Annotated in this window: 18 protein-coding genes and 1 pseudogene; 9 read left to right on the forward strand and 10 right to left on the reverse strand. The window is 32.9% G+C overall.

Features of this window, described 5'->3' with window-relative positions; genetic code table 11:
* Together B5X62_RS04085 and B5X62_RS04090 are read right to left on the reverse strand one after the other, a co-directional pair.
* A complete protein-coding gene (locus tag B5X62_RS04085; RefSeq protein WP_245797147.1) occupies window positions 1-885 on the reverse strand; it encodes a hypothetical protein in 885 nt (294 codons plus the stop codon).
* Window positions 886-887: 2 nt separating this feature from the next.
* On the reverse strand, window positions 888-1,703 hold the full coding sequence (locus B5X62_RS04090) for a hypothetical protein (RefSeq protein WP_079666119.1): 816 nt from the start codon (window positions 1,701-1,703) through the stop codon (window positions 888-890).
* 371 nt (window positions 1,704-2,074) lie between these two features.
* Between B5X62_RS04090 and B5X62_RS04095 the strand changes: the two are divergent.
* Window positions 2,075-2,952, forward strand: a pseudogene (locus B5X62_RS04095) (IS982 family transposase).
* 1,303 nt (window positions 2,953-4,255) lie between these two features.
* On the opposite strand, the gene B5X62_RS04100 reads toward B5X62_RS04095, so the two are convergent.
* The 3 genes from B5X62_RS04100 to B5X62_RS04110 all read right to left on the reverse strand — a co-directional run bounded on the left by B5X62_RS04100 (window position 4,256) and on the right by B5X62_RS04110 (window position 8,515).
* On the reverse strand, window positions 4,256-5,317 hold the full coding sequence (locus B5X62_RS04100; RefSeq protein WP_159447624.1) for a tetratricopeptide repeat protein: 1,062 nt from the start codon (window positions 5,315-5,317) through the stop codon (window positions 4,256-4,258).
* Window positions 5,318-5,391: 74 nt separating this feature from the next.
* A complete protein-coding gene (locus tag B5X62_RS04105) occupies window positions 5,392-6,876 on the reverse strand; it encodes a helix-turn-helix domain-containing protein (protein ID WP_159447625.1) in 1,485 nt (494 codons plus the stop codon).
* Between the two features lie 175 nt (window positions 6,877-7,051).
* Complete coding sequence (locus B5X62_RS04110; protein ID WP_079666122.1) at window positions 7,052-8,515, reverse strand: GLUG motif-containing protein; 1,464 nt, start codon at window positions 8,513-8,515, stop codon at window positions 7,052-7,054.
* A gap of 403 nt (window positions 8,516-8,918) precedes the next feature.
* On the opposite strand from B5X62_RS04110, the gene B5X62_RS04115 reads away from it, so the two are divergent.
* Window positions 8,919-9,251: a tyrosine-type recombinase/integrase gene (locus tag B5X62_RS04115; RefSeq protein WP_079666123.1), complete on the forward strand. Its 333-nt coding sequence runs from the start codon at window positions 8,919-8,921 to the stop codon at window positions 9,249-9,251.
* Here the strand turns inward: B5X62_RS04115 and B5X62_RS04120 are convergent, their stop codons facing one another.
* A complete protein-coding gene (locus B5X62_RS04120; protein WP_079666124.1) occupies window positions 9,252-10,109 on the reverse strand; it encodes a phospholipase D-like domain-containing protein in 858 nt (285 codons plus the stop codon). It abuts the gene before it with no gap.
* Window positions 10,110-10,641: 532 nt separating this feature from the next.
* On the opposite strand from B5X62_RS04120, the gene B5X62_RS04125 reads away from it, so the two are divergent.
* The 5 genes from B5X62_RS04125 to B5X62_RS04150 all read left to right on the forward strand — a co-directional run bounded on the left by B5X62_RS04125 (window position 10,642) and on the right by B5X62_RS04150 (window position 15,893).
* A complete protein-coding gene (locus B5X62_RS04125) occupies window positions 10,642-12,261 on the forward strand; it encodes a helix-turn-helix domain-containing protein (protein ID WP_144038292.1) in 1,620 nt (539 codons plus the stop codon).
* A gap of 46 nt (window positions 12,262-12,307) precedes the next feature.
* Window positions 12,308-13,147 carry an RteC domain-containing protein gene (locus B5X62_RS04130; protein WP_079666127.1) on the forward strand — a complete coding sequence of 280 codons (840 nt, stop codon included), beginning with the start codon at window positions 12,308-12,310 and terminating at the stop codon, window positions 13,145-13,147.
* 376 nt (window positions 13,148-13,523) lie between these two features.
* Complete coding sequence (locus B5X62_RS04135) at window positions 13,524-13,781, forward strand: helix-turn-helix domain-containing protein (RefSeq protein WP_079666128.1); 258 nt, start codon at window positions 13,524-13,526, stop codon at window positions 13,779-13,781.
* Between the two features lie 362 nt (window positions 13,782-14,143).
* Window positions 14,144-15,079, forward strand: a complete 936-nt coding sequence (locus tag B5X62_RS04145) for a transcriptional regulator (RefSeq protein ID WP_144038293.1) — start codon at window positions 14,144-14,146, stop codon at window positions 15,077-15,079.
* 199 nt (window positions 15,080-15,278) lie between these two features.
* On the forward strand, window positions 15,279-15,893 hold the full coding sequence (locus tag B5X62_RS04150; RefSeq protein WP_245797148.1) for a P-loop NTPase family protein: 615 nt from the start codon (window positions 15,279-15,281) through the stop codon (window positions 15,891-15,893).
* A gap of 167 nt (window positions 15,894-16,060) precedes the next feature.
* Here B5X62_RS04150 and B5X62_RS04155 read toward each other — a convergent pair whose 3' ends face one another.
* Complete coding sequence (locus B5X62_RS04155) at window positions 16,061-16,612, reverse strand: ferritin (RefSeq protein WP_079666132.1); 552 nt, start codon at window positions 16,610-16,612, stop codon at window positions 16,061-16,063.
* A gap of 144 nt (window positions 16,613-16,756) precedes the next feature.
* Between B5X62_RS04155 and B5X62_RS04160 the strand changes: the two genes are divergently transcribed.
* Together B5X62_RS04160 and B5X62_RS04165 are read left to right on the forward strand one after the other, a co-directional pair.
* Window positions 16,757-18,955 (forward strand): ATP-binding protein, encoded by a 2,199-nt coding sequence (locus tag B5X62_RS04160; RefSeq protein WP_079666133.1) that lies wholly within the window; start codon window positions 16,757-16,759, stop codon window positions 18,953-18,955.
* A gap of 2 nt (window positions 18,956-18,957) precedes the next feature.
* Complete coding sequence (locus B5X62_RS04165; protein WP_079666134.1) at window positions 18,958-19,512, forward strand: biliverdin-producing heme oxygenase; 555 nt, start codon at window positions 18,958-18,960, stop codon at window positions 19,510-19,512.
* Here B5X62_RS04165 and pdeM read toward each other — a convergent pair.
* The 3 genes from pdeM to B5X62_RS04180 are packed head-to-tail and all read right to left on the reverse strand — an operon-like array spanning window position 19,509 to window position 24,192.
* Complete coding sequence (gene pdeM, locus B5X62_RS04170) at window positions 19,509-20,156, reverse strand: ligase-associated DNA damage response endonuclease PdeM (RefSeq protein ID WP_079666135.1); 648 nt, start codon at window positions 20,154-20,156, stop codon at window positions 19,509-19,511. The genes B5X62_RS04165 and pdeM overlap by 4 nt on opposite strands.
* A complete protein-coding gene (locus B5X62_RS04175; protein ID WP_245797150.1) occupies window positions 20,153-22,615 on the reverse strand; it encodes a ligase-associated DNA damage response DEXH box helicase in 2,463 nt (820 codons plus the stop codon). The genes pdeM and B5X62_RS04175 overlap by 4 nt, the downstream gene beginning before the upstream one ends.
* Window positions 22,612-24,192 (reverse strand): ATP-dependent DNA ligase, encoded by a 1,581-nt coding sequence (locus B5X62_RS04180; RefSeq protein ID WP_079666136.1) that lies wholly within the window; start codon window positions 24,190-24,192, stop codon window positions 22,612-22,614. Before B5X62_RS04180 ends, B5X62_RS04175 begins: the two co-directional genes overlap by 4 nt.
* Between the last annotated feature and the right edge of the window lie 18 nt (window positions 24,193-24,210).

A 24,210-nucleotide genomic window follows, 5' to 3' on the forward strand; every position in this document is an offset into this window, starting at 1 on the left:
TTATGGGGTTATTATGGGACTGAAATTTTGAGGTATTTCATATACGTCAACTTTTAAGGAAGATTGAGTCATGAAGTTATTCATGTTTGTTACTCCAGATGCCGCTGGACTACCAATTCCAATTGTTCCCGACTGGTTAATAAAATTTAGTCTAGCACAAGCTACCTTTACGGTATGTGTACCTGTAGAGAGATTGTCTACAGCTCCTATCTGAGTATGGGTTACAAATCCTGAAGCATTAGAATTTGTAACGCCATTTATACGAAGACTTTTTAAAATATCATCTACAAAAATTCCACAAGCATATTTAGTCGTCGCTGTGGCACTACTACCTCCAGTATTCTGAACAACTGTCTCGAATAAAAAGTAAGTTGTGCTAGTAGTGCTATTAACAGTAAATTGTTTACGAAGACCACTGATCTCCTTATAACGATTTACACTATTGGTAAGAGTTGTAAAATTAGCGGTAGGAACTAAGTCTGTGCTTGCGATTGCTCCACTCACATCAGCATTACTTGCCGCGAAACTTATACCTTGGCCCGTAGTTCCACTTCCATTTGAGTTTGTTCCTACCGTGAAATCTCGAAAAGAATCATTAAAAATCAAGTAGTATTTATTTACCTCATAATCTGGCACTCTTAGCGTTTTCCATACTGGAGATAAACCTGGGCCTTGCGAAACTAGTATCTGCCCATCCTTCCCGGGACTAGGATTACCGCTCGCATCTGCTGTATACAATTTTTTGCGTATACTTACGTCCCCGTTAACATCTAATACAGATTGTGGAGATCGTGTTCCAATTCCTATTTTTCCCGTTTGAGCATAATTGGTAAAGATGCAGGCAATAAAAAATAAAAAGCCAGCAATTTTCTTTTTTTTAATCATTGTTAATTACTATAGATTACTAATTCGGCGACATCTACTTTTAAAATAGATCTTAACAAAAAAGCATTCGATTGATTATTTGCATTAGAAATATTTACTCCAATACTCATCGAATTATTACTATTACTTGTATATACTTTTCGGCACGCTACATCTATGGTATAATTTCCGACAGGTATATTTATCTCATTGTAATTCAGTGTGTAAATTCCTTGCATGGGAGTGCTGTTATCTATTGTTATTAGACCATCCGGGCGTAATGCTGCTAATACATTGTTTTTGAAAATACCACAGATATATCTAGTGGATTGTCCTGCTCCAGACGATGATGTATTTTGTATTTCAGCTCCTGTTTGCAATTGGTAAGTAATATTGTTGTTTGCATTTTTGATCTCAAGATTAAATGATAATCCTGCAATTTTATTCCATGATGCAGATAAGGTTTCACCCACCACACTTGTTTCAGGGGACAATACTGAGCTCGAGAAATTTGCTGCAGCAATTCCTGCTTGATCTGATTTTAAATAGGTGTTGACAAGCCTGTATTGTTTATCTTCCATAAAAGGTACAGAAACACCTTTCCAAGCAGGAGAAAAATTGTTGCCTTGTGAAACAAGTACCTGTCCCACGAGACCAGGGTCTCCATTTGTTGTATCCGTACCTCCAACTTTTAATTCTTTACGAACGAACAAATCACCATTAATGTCCAATGTTGACAATGGTTTAGGAGTACCTATCCCAACTTGTGCATTTAAACCAGTAGATAATTGCAAAAAAATAATAATAGAAAAATTTTTTCTGTTTAAAAAAAATCGCATTTTTTATTTTATAATAAATTAAATATTTGTTTTTTGAAGTATTTAAAAGCTTTTTGAATGAAAAAAAAACTTTAAAGTCTCGCCACATTAAAATCTTTATTTCATATTCTTGCAATAAACATTGTAGAGAATAAAATTCGAAATATATAAAGATGTTTTATAATGCAAATATAACAATATTTATTAATTTATATGTTAATATTAATTATTACAAATTTTAAGATATAAATACAGCCCTATAAAAATTAAATTTATTTTTTTAAAGTAATTAGTTAATTTATCCTTACCCGTTGTGCATTATGAATTAAGAAATGAAAAGTTGTTCATTTGATTGAAAATCAGTAAATTGGATTAGCTATAAAGCATTTGCAATGAACAACTTAACTGCAAATTACGAAAGAATTTTGGAAATTCTTCGAAAAATATCTTCAGAAACACTTTTATCCTATCAAAGACGGGCGCCGAAGCTGAGTGATTTACAGTTGATAAGCCTTTCTTTGACTGCCGAGTATATGGGAATAGATAGTCAAAATCACCTTTTCCGAAATATTCCCAGTTCACTAAAAAGCAAAATAGAGCGAAGTGTGTATAATCGTCGAAAACATAGACTATCGGGAAAAACTAATAATTTACGTCTACAATTAGTTCGAGTATTTAACGAGTTTGAAACTTACTTCATCATTGATAGCATGCCCTTGAAAGTTTGTAAACTTTCCAGAAGTAATAGCTCAAAAATATGTAAAGAATCAGAATATTGTTATCCAAACAGAGGTTTTTGTGCATCTCAACAAATGACTTTCTATGGTTATAAACTTCATGCGGTTTGCTCTATAGTAGGCGTTTTTCGAAGTATAGACATAAGTCTATCTTCTGTACATGACATCCATTATTTAAAAGATATTAAAGATCAATTATCTGATTGCACTTTACTAGGAGATAAGGGATATTTGTCGTCCAATATTCAAATTAACTTATTTAATTATGCAAATATAAAATTAGAAACACCTAAAAGAATTAATCAAAACGACTATCAACCCCAATTCTACCTTTTCAAAAAGCAACGAAAAAGAATCGAGACGTTATTTTCGCAATTGTGCGACCAATTTATGTAATACGCAATTATGCTAAAACATTCGAAAGCTTTAAAAAGAGGTTATTGGCTAAAATAACAGCTTTGACAGTTATTCAGTACATCAACAAAATCTACTTCAATCGAAATATAAATAATTTGAAAATTAATATTATTTAAAATGCACAACGGGTTTTATCCTTATGTTAATTTGCACTTTTTTTGATTTGTTATCTAAAAATGTAAAAAGTGTATTTTAGCAATGTTGTTACAAAGAATAGTATAAAACAATTAATCATACTAATAAAAAAAAACATTTTGGGTAATTATTTTGGAGTATACACTTATTATTATATAAAGTTACATTGTTAGTAATTAGCAAGTGCTACTAATCCTAATTTTATAGATAGATATCATCTTTACTAAGGAAATCAATTTTCTTTTTCCAAATTATAAATTATTAGCTATGATGTTTTGCAAAGTCTTTTTAGAAACTTATCCAGCTTTTATTTGAGATATCATGCCTTGTGTATATTTGATTAGAAATATGCTGCCGATATTTTTGGAAAAAGTTTAAAGTTTATTCGTTTTCTACAGGGTATATATATGTAAAAAAAATGAGACGGTGTTAGCTCTGCTTAATTTTGTTTCATTATAAAGCTCGATACAAAAAGAACTAATTGTTTTATAACGGTCGATCCCAAAGAGGGAGAGATGCACGTTAAAAATTTCTAATTAATAATTGTAATACGGAAGAGATAAAAAATGTTAAGTTTTTTTTTGGTGAACTTACAGAAAGTGAAGTGATTTTTTGAAAACCACAATTTTAACAAAATAGAGAAACAAGGGAAGAAATTTTTCTGACGGCTATATTTATATTTAATTTATGCAAATTAATATAAATTAATCGTGAAAATTTTAATTTGCTATAAAAGTATATAATGAAATTTTAATAAAATAGGATGAAAAATTAAACACAAATTATTAATAACGAAAACACTGCGGATAACAAATAAGTAAACTATTTCTCTATTTGAAAATAAATATTTTTTTCAAGATATATATGAAAATAAAAATACTCCTTACTGCTATAGATGTAAATTCCTTTTAAAACCTACACATTTAAAAATTATTTGAGAGACGTAATTATGGATTTAAAAAGTTTTTATTCGACGGTTATTAAATATGTTTTAGTAATGTGGATAATCATTAAATATAAGTTATTATAATAATGTAAGTAAATTATATACATTTAGTTTATATTAAATTTAAAAAAAATTGAACTAAACAAAAATTACTCTCTACATGTGAATGATTCTACTTTTTGAGAGAGTTTAAAAAAGATTAAAGATCTTTAATTTGATATCAAATTTTCTTAAATTCGGAATAGTTAATAACAGCCTTTAATGATCGGAAAAATGAAGCTTTGGATTTTAAAGAAAAGCTAGAGTTTAAAAAAGATTTTAACGGACATTCCGAGCAATTATTCAACTTTTTCAATTATGGTGAGATTTTCAATAATTCTTTTTCTACGGTAATTATTTTTTCTCAAATTAAGTATTTTTTTAATTAAAAATCCCACTAAAAAGATTGTCAGAATAATAGTAAGCCAGTTGTAGAGATTAAACTGTTTTTTTATTTTTTCGGCAATTGCTTTTTGATCTAGATCTTGTGCATTTGCATACCTATTGAATGATTTTAGTTCATCATTCTCTAATATTTTCAGAATCTGCGCGTATTTTTGGTTATAGTATTGAAATTGTTGAATATTGTTGATGGCTAAATTAGTATTGGCTAACAAATTATATATTTCACTATTCAGAACCAAATCGCTAAAAGGTTCAGCTCGTTTCTCAGCTAAATAAAGTGCTTTCAAAGCTTCTGAATGTTGATTGGTAAGAAAAAAAACTTCACCTTCACCTTTCAAGTTATATGCTATCAAAATAGCATCATCGTACTTTTGAGCATAATTTTTTGCTTCCGCAAAATAGGTCAACGCTTGTTGCAATTGTGATAAATCTAAGTAGCAACTAGCCATATTGTGGTATGCGATACTTAAGTTGGCTGCATTTTTTTTATCCAAGGGTAGCTTTTTAAAATTTTCTACCGCCATTTTTAGTTTTTGTAATGCCAAATTGGAATTCGCTTGATTGCGATAAATAATTCCTCGAGTATTGTTGATAAAGGCAGTATTGTAAAAAAAAAGCGGGATTTTATCGGATAATTTATCTGTTGTTACTTGAGCTTCATCCAAAATTTTAAGAGCTTCTTCATACAATTCCATCTGTTGATATTGCACCGCAATCGAATTTAGAATTTTTAATTTTGTAGAGGTAAGATTGGTTTTTGCAATAAGGTTTTTTGCCTTTAGATTATAAAAAAACGAGCTGTCGTTATTTTTTTTTGCTATGTAGGCATTAGAAATAATCATGTAAAGATCAGCCATATCATCTACTTTTTTTTCCGTTGTAAGTAGTTTTGAAGCTATTGCAATAGCTTCATCTGGTTGTTCATAGATCAACGAATTTGCTTTGTTTTTAGACAAATCTGCTTTTTTTTGAGCTGCAAAAAATGCAGTTCCAAGATATATGAACAAAAATAAAAATAGTGGTTTTTTCATCAGGTTGAACTTTTTATATTCTGGATAAATTCGAAGGGAGAAAATCCCGTAACGGATTTAAAAACTTTTGTAAAAACACTATGTGAAGTAAAACCACAAATTTCTGCGATATAACTAATTTTGTATTGATGATAGCTTTTATCTGCAGAGAGCAATTGAATTGCATAGGTAATTCTAAGCTCATTAATATACGAATTGAAATTTCTGTCTTTATACTTATTAATTATTTCCGAGAGGTACTTTGTATTTGTACCGAGTTGCGCGGATAAAGTTGCCAAAGACATATTGTTATCGAGAAATTTCTTGGACTCTTCGAATAGATTAAGATTATCCAAAATTTCCTTTTCTTTTTCTTTAGGAATAAAAAGGGTCTTTTTCGATAAGTCTTTTTCCTTAATTTCTGCATTTTTTTGATTGTATAAAACAACAATTGAACGTAAGAATTTAATTTGTTTTGCCAAAGCTTTTGCCTTCTGGATCTCTTTTATGTAAAAAATACCAGCAATACATATAAGCAGAAGCGAAATACTAATTGTAAGTACATATTGAGATTTCTTTTTTTGTGCGAGTCTGATGTTTTTTTCTACACCAAAGTTGGTATTCAATTCGATTAATTGTCTTCGTGCTTCCTTTATGTTTTCATCTAACAATTTGGAACTTTCTGTATATTTTTTCTTGTAAAAATCATATTGATTATTGTTGTTTACTACCAAATAATTTTTCATTAAATCGCCGTATATGTTTTTCTTTAGAGGTTCGAAAGAGATGTTTTCAATGGGCGTAATGGCAAGTTGCAAAAATTGGATTGCTTGATTGTACTGTTGTTGTTTAAATAACAAATTTCCCTGTAATTGATAGGTTGCAGAACGAATATAAGAAGCATGTGGTAGATTTTCTAAACTTTTCAAAAGCGATTTTGTTAAAAATAAAGCTTCTTTATCTTGCTTTGTCTCCGAAAGAATAACGGCAGAAAGTAATTGGTTTTCTTTACTGATGATGTCGGAAGATTTTTTTGCATATTCTGAACTAAGAAGTAAGCTTTTCTGTGCATTTTTCCATTGATGTAAAGCGATAAAATTTTTAGCTTCCAATTGATAAACGGCAGCATAGAAAACGTTTTTATCGGAATTTTTACTTGCGGTTTTTGAAGAGAGAAGCGGAGAAATGATAAAAGATGTTTGATTATAAAAGCCGAGTTGATAAAATTCTCGTGCGATCATAAAGGTTTGCAGCAAGGCTGGATCAGCGTTTTTAGCATCTGTTTTTTCGAAAGTGACGCGCACAGATTCCACATAATTCCCTTTTAGGAAGTTGGCTTTTGCTAAAATATTTTTTATCGCAAGATGGTTTTCAGTATTTCGAATTTCTTTTGCTGCTTGTATAGCTACGTCTGGATTTTCGTACAATTTGATAAAACTATTTTCCAATCGCATTTCAAAATCGGTACTGCTTTGAGCCGAAATAAAATGTATTCCTAAAAACATCACGAAAAGAAATTGAAAAAATAGCAGCATCTGACAAAAATACAGATTTTAGTACCGAAATCAATTCTTATTTTAAAAAGAAGAATAAGTAAATCAAGTATTTTATTGTTGAGGTATTTTCGAGCAAAAAACGCCGCCCAATGAAGAACGACGTTTCAGTTTAATAAAAAAGAGATTACTTTTTGATAAATTTTATTGATTTGCTTCCTTTTTCCGAATTTATATTTATTATATAATTTCCTTTTGATAACGAAGAAATATTTACTTCTTTTTGTGATCCTGCACTAATTCCTTTTTTAGAAATTTTGCCACTCATCTCATAAATTTCGTAAGACACTTTACCTTCTGGTGTGATTATTTTCAGATAAGAATCTGCATTTGTAGGTGCTACCACTACATCAATTACATTTGATTTTTCCGTATTCGCTACAGACAAAAGAGGTTGTGAATTTAGATAAGGATAGCCGTTATTAATATTCGGATTGATGGACCATGCTCCGGTGGCAGAACCTCCATTCATCGTATTTTTGAAGGTCTCTGTTTTCATATCAGCTGTTGAATGACCAGTAATGTCAAGCGTTATTGGTTCGCCCTGAAATCCACCAACAGCCTCCAAAGGTGCATTTGTAGCATCAAAATGAGCGTTTGCAATAGTGAGATTTCCTACTTTTCCTAAAAATCCACCTGCGTCAGTGACTACAGTAACTGTTCCTGTAGAATACACATTTTTAAAATCGCCCGTAGTTTGCGCCCATCCGTAAAATCCACCTACAGTGTCTGAAGTTGCAGTAACATTAGAACGGCTGTAAGAATCTTGTATTTTATTTACCGTTGGCGGGCCGAAAGCAAAAGTTACAAACCCAGAAAACCCACCAACAATGTATTGCCCTTCAACCGTACCTTCGCAATACGAATTTTTGATCAAGGAATTGCTCCAAGAAGTACCAGCAAATCCGCCTACTTGATTTACGCCGACTACGCTTCCTTTTGCAGAGCAGTTGTCGATTTCTGATCCTGTAAGAACACCACCCGTAAATCCACCAATGTTGTAAGAAGTGAATACCAAATCCACGTTTTTTACATGGCAATTGGTTGCTTTACTATTAATTGCCATGTTTGCGATAAAGCCACCAGATGTATCTTTACCATAAATTTTAGAACCATCTAGCGTAAGATCTTTTACGGTTGCAGTTACGAACTGACCAAATAATCCTAGCCAATCTCCATTAGCTCTGTTAATTTGGAGGTTGCTAATGGTTTTGTGATTACCATCGAAATTTCCAGAAAACGGATTATCGTTGTTGTATCCAATGGGATCCCAAAGATGTGCTTTGATATCTATGTTTTGCATCAATTTGAATGTTTTTCCAACCATTTTGTTGCCTGCTTTGGTTAATTTTGCCAAACCTGCCAATTGTTCTGGAGTAGAAATTTCAAAATTTGTATCCGTTGCATTGTACCAACTTACATCTGCATTATCGCTCCAGTTTGTTGTTGGGAATTCTGCTAGGAAGGCAGGTTTTTCTACTGGTTTGACTATAGCTCCTTTTGGTAATTCGTTAGGAGCTTTTCCTTCTTGAGCATTAAAAACTCCGACCGTGATGACGGAGATCATCAACATAGTAATTCTTTTTTTCATAAAATTATTTATAATTGTTCATAGGCAATATTACTGCTTATAAACAGTTTAGGGTCGAATAAAAACGTAGAACAATTGTGAATTTCATGAAAATGACAATTGTTTTCGATACAACATCGGTAAAAAATGCAATTTGAAGAATCTTTGTATATACATCAACTTTTAACATTAGTGATTTTAGTTTTTCGAGATAATTATTTCGAAATCTTGAACCTGAAGAAAATAATGGATTATAGCTGAATGAAATAATTCTAAAATTCAGCTATTTTTAGAATTGGAAACAAAAAATGGAAACTTTAAGTATTGACCTACTAAAAATGTAGATTTTTCAAATTACGAATTAGTATGTTGAAATTTTATTTTTTTGTTTTTCCTGACTACTATTTCAAATGTTGATTTAATTATGGGAAAATATAAAAACCATCTTGTCACAATTAATTCTAAAAAACGGCAGCCAGTCTATACCAATAAAAAAGTAAACGAATATCTAAAAACGATTGCGGAAAATTGCGAAATCACTAAAAAACTAACTTTTCATGTTGCGAGGCATAGCTTTGCCACAACAGGCACTTTAGCTAACGGCGTTTCTATCGAAAGTGTTAGCAAGATGCTGGGACACAAAAACATAAAAACCACTCAACATTACGCCAAGATTCTTGATAAAAAAGTAGGCGACGATATGTTGGCGCTTCACGCCTTGCTTCAAAAAAAAGAAGATCAGAAAAAGCAAGCCTAGCTAAGACAAGCTTTTTCTATTGTCATAGCAATATTGTTTGAAAGACAAAAGCTGTAATACAAAATTTACGGCGCAATCAATTACCTCAACTTTTTCATTAACCATGAGATTGTCAAAATGACTAGTTGATAGTTTTTTCTTCATATTAGCGCTAATAGAGTTTTGCTCCAATTCAAATGTAGTAGTATGTTTAAATGCTTTGGTTTCAACTAAAAAGCGATTAAAATTATGGTGTTCTAATCCAGAAATAATACCGTAGATATAGAACATGTTTCTTACTTTATCAATATTGAAAAAGAATTGATTTCCCGCATTTAAAGCAAAAGAACCACCATCCCATCGACAAGTAACATTTAGTTGTAACTCCTGTTGCAGTATGTTGATAAGTACGCTGGTAAATTTTTCCTTAGATAAGTACAACTCATCATCTGTAGGTAATTGTTTTTCAACATTTGGAGTAAGGTAAGATTTTACGAAAGATTTTAGCTCGTTTAGCTCGTCGATGCTATCATATATAGCCCCAAACTCAATACTGCTCAGATTAGAACTCAGTAATAGATTCATGGATGTTACCAAACCTCTGTTTTCATTGAAGTAAACCTTCGCATGTAGATTTTTGACCAAAAGGGGCTTTATACCAAGCGCTTCTAATTGCTCCCAACTTTTAAAGTTGTCACTTTCCAAGCGAGCATAAGCCTTTATTTTTACACCTCTATTTTTCGCTTTCACAAGCTCAGATTTTAGAACTTCCCATTTACCAATCTCCCAGTAAGGACTTACTAAAATTAAATACTCTCTTGATTGATGAATAATCTGTATGATTTCGCTGCTAATTTGATAAGGTGGTATAACTTTCATGGTGGATTAACACAAGAGCTTGATATACTATCGCGTTGGACAATATTTGATCTATTGAATGATTTTACTAGGGGCATTTCTTCCTCTGTTTCAACCATTTCTGATGTTCGACAAGAGTAACAAACGAAACCAATTACACTTAAGCTAAAAAATGAGATAATTTTTTTCATAATCTTAAAAATTTTAAAAATTATCCCGACGTCAGGTTTTATTATTCTTTCAGAATTCTTGAGCTAAAAGTATTTTAGGAATACTATCAAAAGCAAATACTTATTGTTTCAGATTATGAAATGATGCATTGTTTCATGAATCAGAGCATCACAGAAATATATGTAATACTCTCATTTCGTTTGATTTAATCTCATTTTTAATGAGTTGTTAATTTTCTAAATGTGTTTTGATAATATTTAGCTAAATTTGATTGTATTGCTAGCATTGTTTTTATCTTATGGTTAAGCTTTATTCAATATTTTTCGTTTTTGTTTCAATTTTCAGTTATTCTCAGCTGAAAGGACTAGCTTTTTATGAAAATTTGGAGAATAAACTGAATAACTTTCAAAAGAATGATGAGAAAGCTTTTGTATACATAAGCCCTTACCTCAATAGAGCAAAAAAAGAGAACAACTTAACGAAAATGGCTACAGGCTACAGAAATGCGTTGTTTTTTGTAGCGGCTCCTCAAAATAAATTGAGGTATGCGGATAGCACTATATATACAGCTTTGAAAACCAACGATCCAGATTTAATTGCTATCGCTTATTTAGGGAAAGGGATTGTCTATTACTCTACTTTTAGGAATTACAAAGCTGCTTTGAAAGAGTATCAGACAGCAAATCAGTATCTTAAAAATTCAAAAGATGAATACTTAAAGCATAAAGTTCTTTATCAGCTGGGTGTTATAAAAAGCTATCTAGGATATAATACCGATGCAATCGAAAATTTTAACAGATGCGCATCATATTTTAAACAGCAGATCGAGAATGATTTTAATCCCAACGCGTTGTTCAATAATAAAAAAGGTTATCTAAATAGTTTACACCAACTTGCGATCTGTTATGCAAGTCTTGAGAGAAAAACTAAGGTCGACAGTATTATTAATATTGGTTTGTTTGTAACGCATCAACAAAATGATTTTTTACTAGAAAGAGCTTATTTTAAAAAATGTAAAGGTATTCTCGAGTTTCAGAATGAAAACTTCACGACCGCTCAAATGGATTTAGGAGAAGCGATGAAAGAAATTTCTAAAGTGGATGACTTTGCTTGGTTGTCCGTGATATATTTTTATATGGGAAAGAATCAACTGATTCAAAAAAATGAGAAAAAGGCTATCAGTTACTTTAAAAAAGTTGATTCAATATATCAAGAAAGAAATTTCATTTTACCCGAGTTGGTTCAAAATTATAGGTTCTTAATAGATTATTTTAAAAATAACAATGATAAAGCGGAGCAGATACATTATTTGGAAGAATTGATTAAGGTTGATCAAAGAATAAATAAAGATTTCCATTTCTTGTCTTTAAAGGTTAACAAAGATTTTGATCGAAAGAGTCTTATTGACGAAAAAAATAAGCTCGAAAACAAATCGAAATTTAATCAATATGTAGGTGTCACATTTATTATTTTGTTTGTAATACTGCTATCTCTTTATATTAGACATATCAGAAATCAAAAAGATATTCAGCGCGCTTATGATGAGCTTCAAGTGAAACTTTTAAATTTTGAACAAGATACTAGTTTGAATAACCAACCTACGAAAAGCACCAAAAATGTAAGGTCATCTATTTCGCCAGATTTATTGAAAGAAATACTCTTGAAATTAGACAATTTCGAAGCAAATAATGAGTATTTGCATAAAAATCTAACGCTTGCTAAGCTAGCTGTTAAGTTTAAAACAAATCATCATTACCTCTCAACAATTATTAATGAACAGAAAGGGAAAAATTTCAATCAATATATCTCGGAACTTCGTATAAATTATATCACGCAACAACTATATTCTAACAAAAAATTTCTAAGCTATTCGACACAAGCTTTGGCAGATACATGTGGGATGGGATCGAGAAATAGCTTTACATCTTATTTTTATGAATATAATGGAATTAAAATTGTCGATTTTGTTCGTAAAAGAAAAGAAGAATTGGGTATAAAATAAAATGCATTTTCAATTTCCATTGCAGTAAATTTTGATACATCTAACTATGGAAGCAAAAATATTTTTTAGAAAAGTAGAAAACTTAATCTACACATTAAATCGTGATTTAGACCTTAATTCGGAAGGCAAGAAAGATACCATTGCAAAAGCTGAATATGCGTTAGTAATTATTGATGCTTGTATTTTGAAGTTGAAAGAACTATTGTCTACCTATGATTTTACTTGCATTGCGGATGAAATTGCTTTTTTTAAAGATTTAAAACCAAAAGTTATATCTCAATTTATATACTATTCTCAAACTTTACAAATTGAGAGTTCAAAGCCTAAAGGTGGGCATAAGACATTGTTGAAATATTATTCAAATGAGTTATTAAAACTGAGATATTTTTATAATGAGCATAAAGAGTTTTACAATTATTACCGTAGAAAAGCAACTTATCTTGATACCAAGTATTTTTTACGCAACAATTTTGATTTAAAAATGAGACTTTCTAGCCATCACTACAATTTTGATCAAAATTTCACGACACCTTATGACAATATATTGGCAACAATCATAGCTAATGATTTATTAGAGCTTGATCTCCACATCGCAATCACAAAGGCGGGTAAATTTGATGTCTTTGAAAATAAATCATCATTGTCGTGGACAGGCAGCAAATCGAGTTTGGTAGAATTAGTCTTCGCCCTACATCATTCTAAATGCATTAATTCAGGCAATATTGAGTTGGTCGAACTCATGTCTGCTTTTAGCCAACTTTTTAATATTAACGTGGGGAATTTTTATAAAACGATCACCGAAATTAAAAATCGTAAGACTGGCCGAAATAAATTTTTGCAGAATTTAAATGATAGTTTGAATCAATTATTTCTTGACGATATGTAATTTATTCAATTCTAGCGAATTTTCCTTCTTTTCTTGATTTTAGTATTATCCATTTTTACAGGAGTATTTTGTGGTTTATACAAATGTGGCTTTAGTTTTCGATTTTTACATAGCTTGATATCAGTTTGTTATAGAAAATCTTTCGGTAGTACGAAAAACTACCGAAAAGTATTCGATTGGATTTCTAAACTTTGAAAACACAAAATCACCACAAAATCCAACAATATGAACAACTCCTTACTACCAACAACCAACCCTATTTCTCGAATCGTAAATTTCATATCTCAAATCGTAAATTTTAACTCGTCATTTCGAGTGGGCATCGCCGTATCGAGAAATCATAACTTGTAATTAACAACACATAACTATATTACCCATGTCTGTATCAATCATCACCAAAGAAGATCTTCAAGAATTCAAAACCGAATTATTGGAAGACATCAGAAATCTATTCCAATTCCGCAGCACAGAGCAGAAGCTTTGGCTCAAGTCATCGGAAGTCAAAGAATTGTTAAATATCTCAGCAGGAACATTACAAACCTTACGAATCAATGGAACATTAACTTACTCAAAAGTGGGCGGTACGCTCTATTACAACTACAAAGACATCGAAAAACTATTAAATAAAACCTAAAACCAACCTTAAAAAATAACAAACATAGAAAACTAGACTAAAAGGAAAAAGGGCATTTATGTTTTAAACGTTAAGAAAATTCTTGTAGAGAACGTTAAGAAATTTCTCTTGTTTGAGCAAAGCGAGTTTTAGAAATTTTAGTGAAAGAAAAGAATTTTTAGTTTAAAATATACAGCCTTGATTTTTTGTAACTTTTGCATCAAGGCAAATCGACCAAGGAGATTCGCTGATTCCATAAAAGACAAATAAAAAATATAGAAGCAAAAGTTAATAGGCAAGGTTTTATTTTTTGGTTCTCTTGTTTCAAGAAACCTAACGAAGTTCGACATAGTCACGAAAGAACATTTCATAAACCTAAAAAAATGAATTACATCAGCCACCTCACAGCTTTTTTTGAGCGAGCATCAATGGATACTCGGCTCAATACCACTCATATCAGCATGTATATGTCCTTATTTCAATTCTGGAATTTCAACCGATTCAAAAATCCAATTAGCATTTCTCGAAGCGAAATAATGAAAGTCAGCAAAATCAGCGCAATTGCAACCTACCACAAATGCATTAAAGAATTAAATGCTTTCGGTTATATCATCTATGAACCAAGTTATAATCCTTTTAAAGGTAGTTTGGTTAAAATGCTGGATTTTGAAAAAGGCAAAGTCGCGCAATCACCGCAGCAGGCTATTCACCAGTCAAGTTCTGAACAAGCATTGAATCAAGCCTCACCAAAAAATAAACATGTTGAAGACAGCTTGCAGTCAGGTATTGAACAAGCATTAGTACCATATATAAACAATAACAAACATATTAAACCAAATAAAACATTATTTGTAGACACCCAAACATTTTTTTTAAATATTGAAAAATTAAAAAAAGTAAATTTTCAAAAAAGAAAAGTTGCGCCAAAAGAAAAAAGTACAAATTCAGAATCAAGAACTTCTATCATTCCAAATGCACCTGTCATTCCGAGCACAATTGTTATTCCGAGCGAAGCGAGGAATCTCCAAACCCCTCAATTCAAAATCCCACACATCTCGGAAGTTAAATTATACTTCGAAGAAAAAGACGCACCAATCGAAGAAGGCGAAAAATTCTATAACCACTATGAAAGCAACGGTTGGCTGGTAGGAGGGAAGTCTAAAATGAAAAACTGGCAAGCAGCCGCTCGTAATTGGCTTTTAAATTCCAAAAAATTCAATAATAGGCAAAATTTACCATTAACTGATAACCACCAACTACCAACTAAAACCAACCACCTCAGTGCCTCCATCAAAAAATCCTATCAAGATCCATTGTAAAGATTCGATCTTAAAGATTGTTGACTAATCGAAAATCCTACATCATTAATCGTACATCGTAAATCCTACAACCGTCATTTCGAGTAGGCATCGCCGTAGCGAGAAACCATAAATCGACGTTTGCACATCGTACATCACTCAATTCCTAACTCCTAATTCATCACTATTTAACATGCATCTCCCCACAAAAGAAATCCAAATGCGCTATGACTACTGCAAAATAGTTCCTTGGTTTTTAAAGAAAGCAAGTCTATTTCTAGGAAAAGAATATGTAGTTACCGAAGAAGAAAAACCCATTATATTCGCAATGATTGCTTATATGCTAAATGATGATTTAGTCGCAAAAGAAATGAACTTTAATCTTAATAAGGGTATTCTACTTTCGGGTCCAATAGGCTGTGGTAAAACAAGCTTATTTAAAATTCTAAGACATTGCAAATTTCCAAAAGCAAAATATAATATACCATCGACAAGAACTATTGTATCAGAATTTATGCGCGAAGGCTATCCAATTTTAGAAAAATACACGAATGGTATATTGATTGGAGATTTATCAAAGCCAAAGATTTACTGTTTTGATGATCTGGGCATAGAAACCTCATCAAAATTCTATGGCAACGATTGTAATGTCATGGCAGAAATACTCTTATCGCGTTATGATCTATTTGTTGAGAAAAATTTATTAACCCATCTAACTACCAATTTAACAGCTTCCGAGATTGAACACCAATACGGCAACCGTTTACGCTCCCGCATGCGCGAAATGTTTAACCTGTTTGGCTACGAAACTTTTACAGTAGATAAGCGAGCTTAATATAAGACACATTTCGCATTGTAATAATAAATATGTATAATATCTAAAATAGGTCCATACTCGAACAGTACAAATTAAACATTTTTTCAAACAACTTTGAAGTAAAGACCATATATAAAAAAAATCCATATATAATCTGTGTATATGGATTTTTTTTATTCAGTAATTTAAGGATTCTCCGCTGTAGCATTTCGTGCTAATTCAGCTTCATCTGGCATACTGCCCAAGGTTTTGTCCAAATTGAAAAGAGATTCGTCACTGGCTTGATCGCCTCCTGCGATTTTCAGTTTGTCGATTAAATCCATGGCAAGCGTTTCTTCTTCTATTTGTTCTTTCACAAACCACTGTAGGAAGTTCCATGTAGCCCAATCTTTTTCTTCGAAAGCCATATCAACTAAAGCATAAATTTTCTCTGTATTATCTACTTCGTGTTTAAAAACTAAATTAAAACAGTCGGTTAAATTTTTGGGATCTTTCCCAGGAGCGGGAAGCGATTCAATTTTTGGTTTTCCGCCACGATTCAGGATGTATTGCATAAATTTTATAGCATGATTGCGCTCTTCCTGAGCATGTCTAAATAAAAAATTTGAAATTCCTTCATAACCTTCATCGCTAGCCCAAATCCCATAAGAAAGATAAACATGTGATTGTAAATCTTCAACGTTCATTTGTGCACTAAGGGCTTTTTCTAATTGTGCAGATAATCTTTTAGTATTCATAATTTTTTCTTAATAGTGAAACAAAAATAATTCCAAAAAAAATAAGTGTATAAGTTTGTTAATATTAATCATCAAAACTTCATATTCTCCTTTTAAATCACTATATATGCAAATGGAGATGAAATTTTATTCTCCACAATACAAATGAAGATTTACAATCAGTGTTCTGATGAACCGATAAAAATTCCTGGAAAAATTCAAAACTTTAGTCTACTAATCGGTCTAGATGAAAATTTTTGCATACAATTTTATAGCCAAAATGTTCTCGATTTATTCCAAATTGATACAATTTCCTTAGGTTCTCCAATCCAAAATTATGAGGCAATTGTTGAATTTTTAGTAAATGCTGATGTATACAAAAAGTGTATGGCGAAAGATACTTCTGTAAGCTCACAACTTAGCCTTATTAATATACTAGAATCACAATACTACCTCACTATCAAGTTCCATGCACCTTATTATTTCTTAGAATTGGAAAAATCCTATAATGTGGATTACTCTACTGAAATGCAATTTATCGATTTTGAAAGTTATTCTCAGTTATCTGAAGAGTCACTCGTTTGGAATAAACTTGCAAAAGATATTTGCGAATACATCGATTATGACCGCGTAATGATTTACCAATTTCTAGAAGATGGTTCAGGTAAAGTAGTTGCTGAAAGTGTAAAGAATAATATGGAAGGTTTTCTCAACCTTCATTATCCCGAAGATGATATTCCGAAACAAGCAAGAGAATTATACTTAACGAAAACTAGAAGAATTTTTAGTGATGTAGATGCAGAGACAATTCCCATAATTTCTAACATCGAAAATTTGGATTTAAGTAATGCCGATGCGCGCGCAATGTCTCCTATTCATGGGCAATATTTAAGAAATGCAGGCGTAAAATCTAGTTTTTCCACTTCTATTATTGTCAACGGAAAATTGTGGGGTTTGGTAACGTGTCAAAATACACTGTCAAAACATGTTGATCTTCGAAATCGAATCAAGGCAGAAATTGTTACCAAATGGGCAGCAAAAGTGTACAGCAACATTTTGTCTGCGGAAATCGTTAATTTTAGTATAGAGATTGATCAAAAAATTTCTGAACTTAAAGAAAGATTGTCCATGTCATCGGTGCTTACAGAAGGAATTATTGAAAATCTAAATAATTTCGCGCAACTGGCCGATGCTGATGGAATCGCTTTCGTAATTGGCGACGAAGTTTTTGCTTACGGAAATACACCGCCCAAATCTTTAGCCTTAAAAATTGTTGAACACTACAAAACCAATGTACAGAATAATGACAAGGTAATTTACGACGAAAGTTTTGCGAAAAGTTACCCTGAAATGATGCAAGGAGATACGTCTTTTGCTGGTTTAGCGATAGCGCAAATTAATAAAGAATTGCAAAAACATATTATCTGGTTCAGAAAAGAATTTAAAGAAACGATACATTGGGCAGGAAATCCCCAGAAACATTACGATATTATCCTGAAAGATGGCCAGCAAGAAATGGAAATTTCGCCGCGAAAATCATTTAAAGTATTTATCGAAGAGAGCAAAGGAAAATCCAAAATATGGACAGAGAAATACCGAACCACCATTACCAAACTTCTTACACTGATTTTTGAAATTTCTTATGATCATTATACTAAAATTAAGCAGCTAAATGATGATTTAGTAGCTCTTAACGAGGAGCTAGACAGCTTTTCCTACACCATTTCACACGATTTAGGAACACCCTTAACCGTTATGAAGCTAAATCTTCAAATGTTAGGAAGAAAATTATTAGATGGTGGTACCAAAGAAAATGCTCAAAAAATCGATAATGTCCTTGAGCAGATTAATAATATGGAAAACCTAATGCGAGATGTCCTAAATTTGAGCCGTGCCAAATCTGTTGAATTAGGTCTAGTGAATGTAAAAATGAAACCTCTGATAGATCGTATTGTTGACGAAACCCAAATTGTGTACGGTAATAAAAATACTAGCATACAAATAAAAAATTGCATAGATATTACTGCCGACCAAACATTTGCTTACCAAGTTTTTCTAAATTTAATCAGCAATGCGATAAAATATTCTTCCAAAGAGGATTTTCCAATTATTAAAATTGATTCCGAAACGAATGATGATTATGTGATTTATAAAATTTCAGATAATGGAATTGGAATTCCTGAAACAGAAAAAAGCCAAATGTTCAAAATTTTTAAAAGGATGGACAATGCAAAATCATTTTATGGAAACGGTGTTGGACTGAATATTGTTTACCGAATTATGGAGCGTTTGCAAGGGAAAATAGATTACGAAAACCACTACGATTCCAAGGGCGTAACCTTCACAATTCAATTTAAAAAATAAAAATGCTCGCAGAATATTTAAAACAAAATACAAGACACCAACACGATCTTTTGGAGGAAAAATTCAATTCTAAAAAGATTTTTGAGAAATCCTATTTACTGGAAGATTACAAACGTTTAATAGCACTGAATTATCAGTTTTTATTGAATTATGAAGAGAAAATTAATGATGCAATTTCTGACAAGTTTAAGGCGAAAATCAGACAAAATCTTCGTTCAAAACTTCCGTTGATAAAGAAAGATGCAGAACTTCTAGGAATTGATTTAAAAACAAATTTGGAGTTAGAAAAAATAAATTCTGAAGCCCAAGCTATCGGAATGTTGTATGTTATTGAAGGTGCATCTTTGGGCGGAAATGTCATCAAAAAAAATCTGGAAAAAAATCCGAATTTTGAAGGAATTGATTTCCATTATTTCGGGATGTACAACCAAGCTATTTCCGAATTTTGGAAAGAATTTATCCTTGCCTTAAACACCTATTTTCCTGAAGAAAAATATCCTGAAGTTTTAAAAGGCGCTGAAAGAGCCTACGCAGAACTGATCAATTACAAAATCTAAATTTCATAAATCCCTTCTTCTGTAAAAAAATAATAGCGAGAATTTTTTGGGTGATTTTTTGTGTCCAAACCCGTGAACGAACTAAAAGCTGGTAAAATTAACTGAGAATTGGTAACAACAAAACTTGGAAATTTCACAAACCTTCCGACAGAAGTTTTCATCCGAATTCCAGGGTGAATGTGACCCAAGATAGTAAATTTTTCTTCCGATTCAACTTCTTCATGGGAGAAAATAAAATGAGCTTCGGCATGATATTCACAAATTTCCGTAACGCCAATTTCATATAATTTATCTTTTGAAATTCGGTCGTGATTGCCTTTCACTAAAATAATTTTTAACTCTGGAAACTGGCATTTCCATTCAGAAAATAAATTGAATTCCGAATTTTTTCCTGCATGAACAAAATCACCGACAATAATCAGTTTCTGAGGTTCAAAATGCTTGACTAAATCCGACAAACGTTGCAAGTCCTTCTCAATAATTTCGGATGGTAAAGCGATGCCATTTTTTCTGAAATGAGCGGTTTTGCCCAAATGCAAATCCGATAAAATTAAGCTTTTTGCTTCCTTCCAAAACAACGCTCGTTGGTTGGTTAATACAAAAGTATGTTGCTGTATGACAATCGTTTTCTCCGCTAAAATCATTTTCGCTTGGTTTTTTTCTTCAAATTTGCCTCTTGCATTTTTCTAATTCTCGTACCCAAATCTTCACTGGTAAGCGATTGGCGCAAACTGTCCACTTTTATCGGAAAACTCAGTGGTGTAAACTGATCCGAATCCACATAGATGATTTTACTTTTACTAATCCTTTCAAAAGCCGCTGTCAATCGTTGTTCTTCTAATTGTTGATTAAAAACTTCGGTATAGGCTTGTCGCAGCAACACATTTTGCGGGTCATAATCTTCCAAAACCGAAAAAATAATGCCCGATGAAGCCTGCAAAGATTTGTTATTAACTTGTCTTCCAGGCATCGTTTGCACCACCATTCCTGAAATTACGGCGATATCTCTAAATTTTCGGCGCGCCATTTCAGTCGCATTAACGCTGGCTACCACATCTTGCATTAAGTTGTCTTTCGATAAAATGTGGTATAATTCTGCTTCTTTCAATTTAATTTCTTTATCCGAAAAAAGTTCGAAACCATAATCGTTCATCGCCATAGAAAAACTAATCGGATATAATTTCGAAATCCGAAATGCCAATAACGCAGCCATCACTTCATGCACCAAACGCCCTTCAAATGGATAAAAAAACAAATGATAACCTTCTCTTGTTTTAATGCGTTCCACCAAAAATTCATCTTCTTTGGGAATGTGCGAATTTTCATTTTGATTGATTAATAAAGGATGTAAAAATCGCAGTTCCTTTTCTCGAGCGTTTGGCGAAAGCGATTCGGCTAATTTTTTCCTTAAAAAGAAACTTAAATTGGAGGACAAAGGCAATCTTCCACCTAGCCAACTGGGCGTAATGGCTTTTCCACTCGAAGATTTTACGTAGACCGTCATGTCTTTTAGCATCTTGTACTCTAACACGCGTCCTGCTAAAACAAATTTGTCGCCTTTATGCAATTTGGATATAAAATATTCTTCGATCATGCCGATATAACCGCCTGACAAAAATTTTACTCTCAACATCGAATCGCTGACTATGGCACCAATGTTCATACGGTGAAGCATGCCGATTTTTCGTTTTTCAACAACTAATTTTCCATCTTCTTGTTTCACCACTTTATGAAATTCTTCGTAGTTCTTACCCGTTTTTCCGCCTTGGGTGATGAAGAAAATACACCATTGCCATTCCTCGTCCGTTATTTCAGAAAAAGCATAGGTGTTTTTAATAATTGGATAAATTTCATCAGGATAAAACCCGCCGCCCAAAGCCAAAGTTACCAGAAATTGCACCAAAACATCATACGCCAAAACAAAAGGTTCTCTTTTTTCAATCACCTTATTTTTAACGGCTTCTTTTAAAGCTGAAGCTTCAATCAGTTCCAAGGAATGCGTGGGTACAAAATAGATGTTGGAGGTTTCAAACGGCGAATGTCCGCTTCGTCCTGCACGCTGCATAAAGCGCGCAACGCCTTTGCTGGAGCCAATTTGGATGACTGTATCTACAGGTTTAAAATCGACACCCAAATCCAAAGACGATGTGGAAACAACCGCTTTTAATAATCCCGAACTCAAATTCTCTTCTACCCATTGACGCAAATTCGCATCGATAGAACTGTGATGCAACGCAATTTGTCCCGCAAAATCGGGATGAGCCTCCAACAAAAGCTGATACCACATTTCGCTCTGACTTCGCGTATTCGTAAAGATTAATGTTGACTTACTTTTTAAAATGATAGGAACGACTTCCTGAACTAACTTTCCGCCCAAATGTCCTGCCCAAGGCAAAATCTCTACTTCTGGAGGATACACGGAAAGAATTTCTATTTTTTTTTGCTCTTTCGCGACAACTTTTGTTCTTTTTTTAGCATCGGGAATTAAAACCTCTAAAGCTTCATCCAAATTTCCGATGGTGGCAGTAATTCCCCAAATTTTTACTTTTGGTTGTTGAAATTTCAGTACCGCCAAAGCCAACTCTGTCATAACACCACGTTTGGTGCTCAACAATTCATGCCATTCATCCACAACAACAGATTGCAGATTTTTGAAGAATCTTTCGTGGTTTTTCTGAGCCAAAAGAAGGTGCAAACTTTCGGGCGTTACCAAAAGTACATCGGGCATATTTTTGGTTTGTCGGGTCTTCTGTTTTGCATCCGTATCGCCGTTGCGCACTTCTACCACCCAATCCAAGCCAATTTCGTCAATCGCTTCTTGCATGGCTCTCGCCAAATCTTTTGCCAGCGACCGAAGTGGTGTGATCCAAAGGAGTTTTAAGCCATTTCCGAATTTTTCGGGATGATTAAAAAAATCGATGACAACCGCTAAAAATAGGGAATAGGTTTTCCCAAATCCTGTTGGCGCAACAACCATCCCAGAATATCCGCTACCAAAGCGTTGCCAAGCTTCCTTCTGAAAAGAAAAAGCCGACATACCTTTGGCTTCCATCCAATTTTTGATGAGTTGATAGCCTTCGGATTGTTCAAATTTTTCGGTCATTTGATTAATTTTTTAATATCTTCAATATCGTCTATTTCATCCACTTTTTTATCCCGTCGCCAACGTAAAATTCTTGGAAAACGCAATGCCACACCCGATTTATGTCGGCTGCTAAAGCCGATTCCTTCAAAAGCCAACTCAAAAACCAATTGGGGTTTCACCGTTCGTACAGGACCAAATTTTTCAACGACGTTTTTAGAAATAAATTTGCTAACCTCCTGAATTTCTTTATCCGTCAATCCAGAATAGGCTTTGGCGATAGTGACTAATTGATCATCTTTTTTCACAGCAAAAGTGTAATCGGTGTAATAGCCGCTTCGTCGTCCGCTACCTTTTTGAGCGTAAATTAAAACAGCATCAATTGTTAAAGCATCGAGTTTCCATTTCCACCAGTCGCCCTTTTTGCGGCCGGTATGATAAGGTGAATGCGCATTTTTTAACATCAAACCTTCGCTGTTAATTTCTCTTGCGTTTTCTCGAATCGCAGGAAGTTGCCTCCAATCTTCAAAAACAATTTTTTCCGAAATTTGAATTCTTTCTGACGAATTATCCTCCAAAACTTCTTCTAACTTAAGACGTCTTTCCGCCATAGTTTTTTCTCGGAAATCTTCGTATTCATATTCTAAAACGTCGTACGCAAATACAACAATGGGAATTTCTTCCAACATTTTCTTCGTTAAATTTTTACGATTCAAGCGTTTTTGAAGTTCCGTAAAATTCAAAACTTGACCGTCTTTATATACTAATATTTCGCCATCTAAAACAAAATTGCCTTTCCATTGCAAAAGTTCATCTCGAATTTCGGGAAATTGATCCGTCACCAATTCTTCACCTCTGGACCAAATAAAAACTTCGCCATCGCGCTTGATAAGTTGTCCGCGAATGCCGTCCCACTTATATTCTACCAACCAATCTTCGGTTTCGCCCAAGTCTTCGATAGCCTTTTCCAATGCATAAGCCAAACAAAATGGATAAGGTTTGGACAAATGGGTTGCGGTATATTCTCCTTTAATTAGTTTTTCAAAATCGACTTCTTCTATCGTCCAAGTCCCCATAATGCTGTGCGTAACGGCATTTGGGTCTAAATTATAATATTTTGCAAGCGTATTGATTAAAGTTTTACTGGAAACACCAATTCTGAAACTTCCGCCCAAAAGTTTATTGAAAATAAACCGCTCCACATAATCCAAACCGCTCCAAGCTTCGAGAACAAAATCTTTCTTCTCAGTTTCGGTTTTATCTTTGAGATTGATGATGTTCTGCATCCATTCGGACAAAGAATAGTCAATCGTTTTGCTTGGTGGTGGTAAAATCAGGGAAATGGTTTCTCCTAAATCGCCCACGCTGGAATAACTTTCTACAAACAGCCATTCTGGTATTTGCGCAACTTCCATTGCCCATGTTTTCATTAAGGTGGAATTGACATTTCGCTTGGGTTTTCTACCAGTAAACAAAGCCAAAAACCACATCTTATCCTGCGAAGACGCCACTTTCAGAAACTCGATAATCGCCTCTTGTTTCAAAGAAGTTTTGTTGGTGCTATCAAGTGCATTGATTAATGTGGCGAAATCTTTCATTTATATTTTTACTTAAAA

The sequence above is a fragment of the Soonwooa buanensis genome, from assembly GCF_900167905.1.
Classification (GTDB): domain Bacteria; phylum Bacteroidota; class Bacteroidia; order Flavobacteriales; family Weeksellaceae; genus Soonwooa; species Soonwooa buanensis.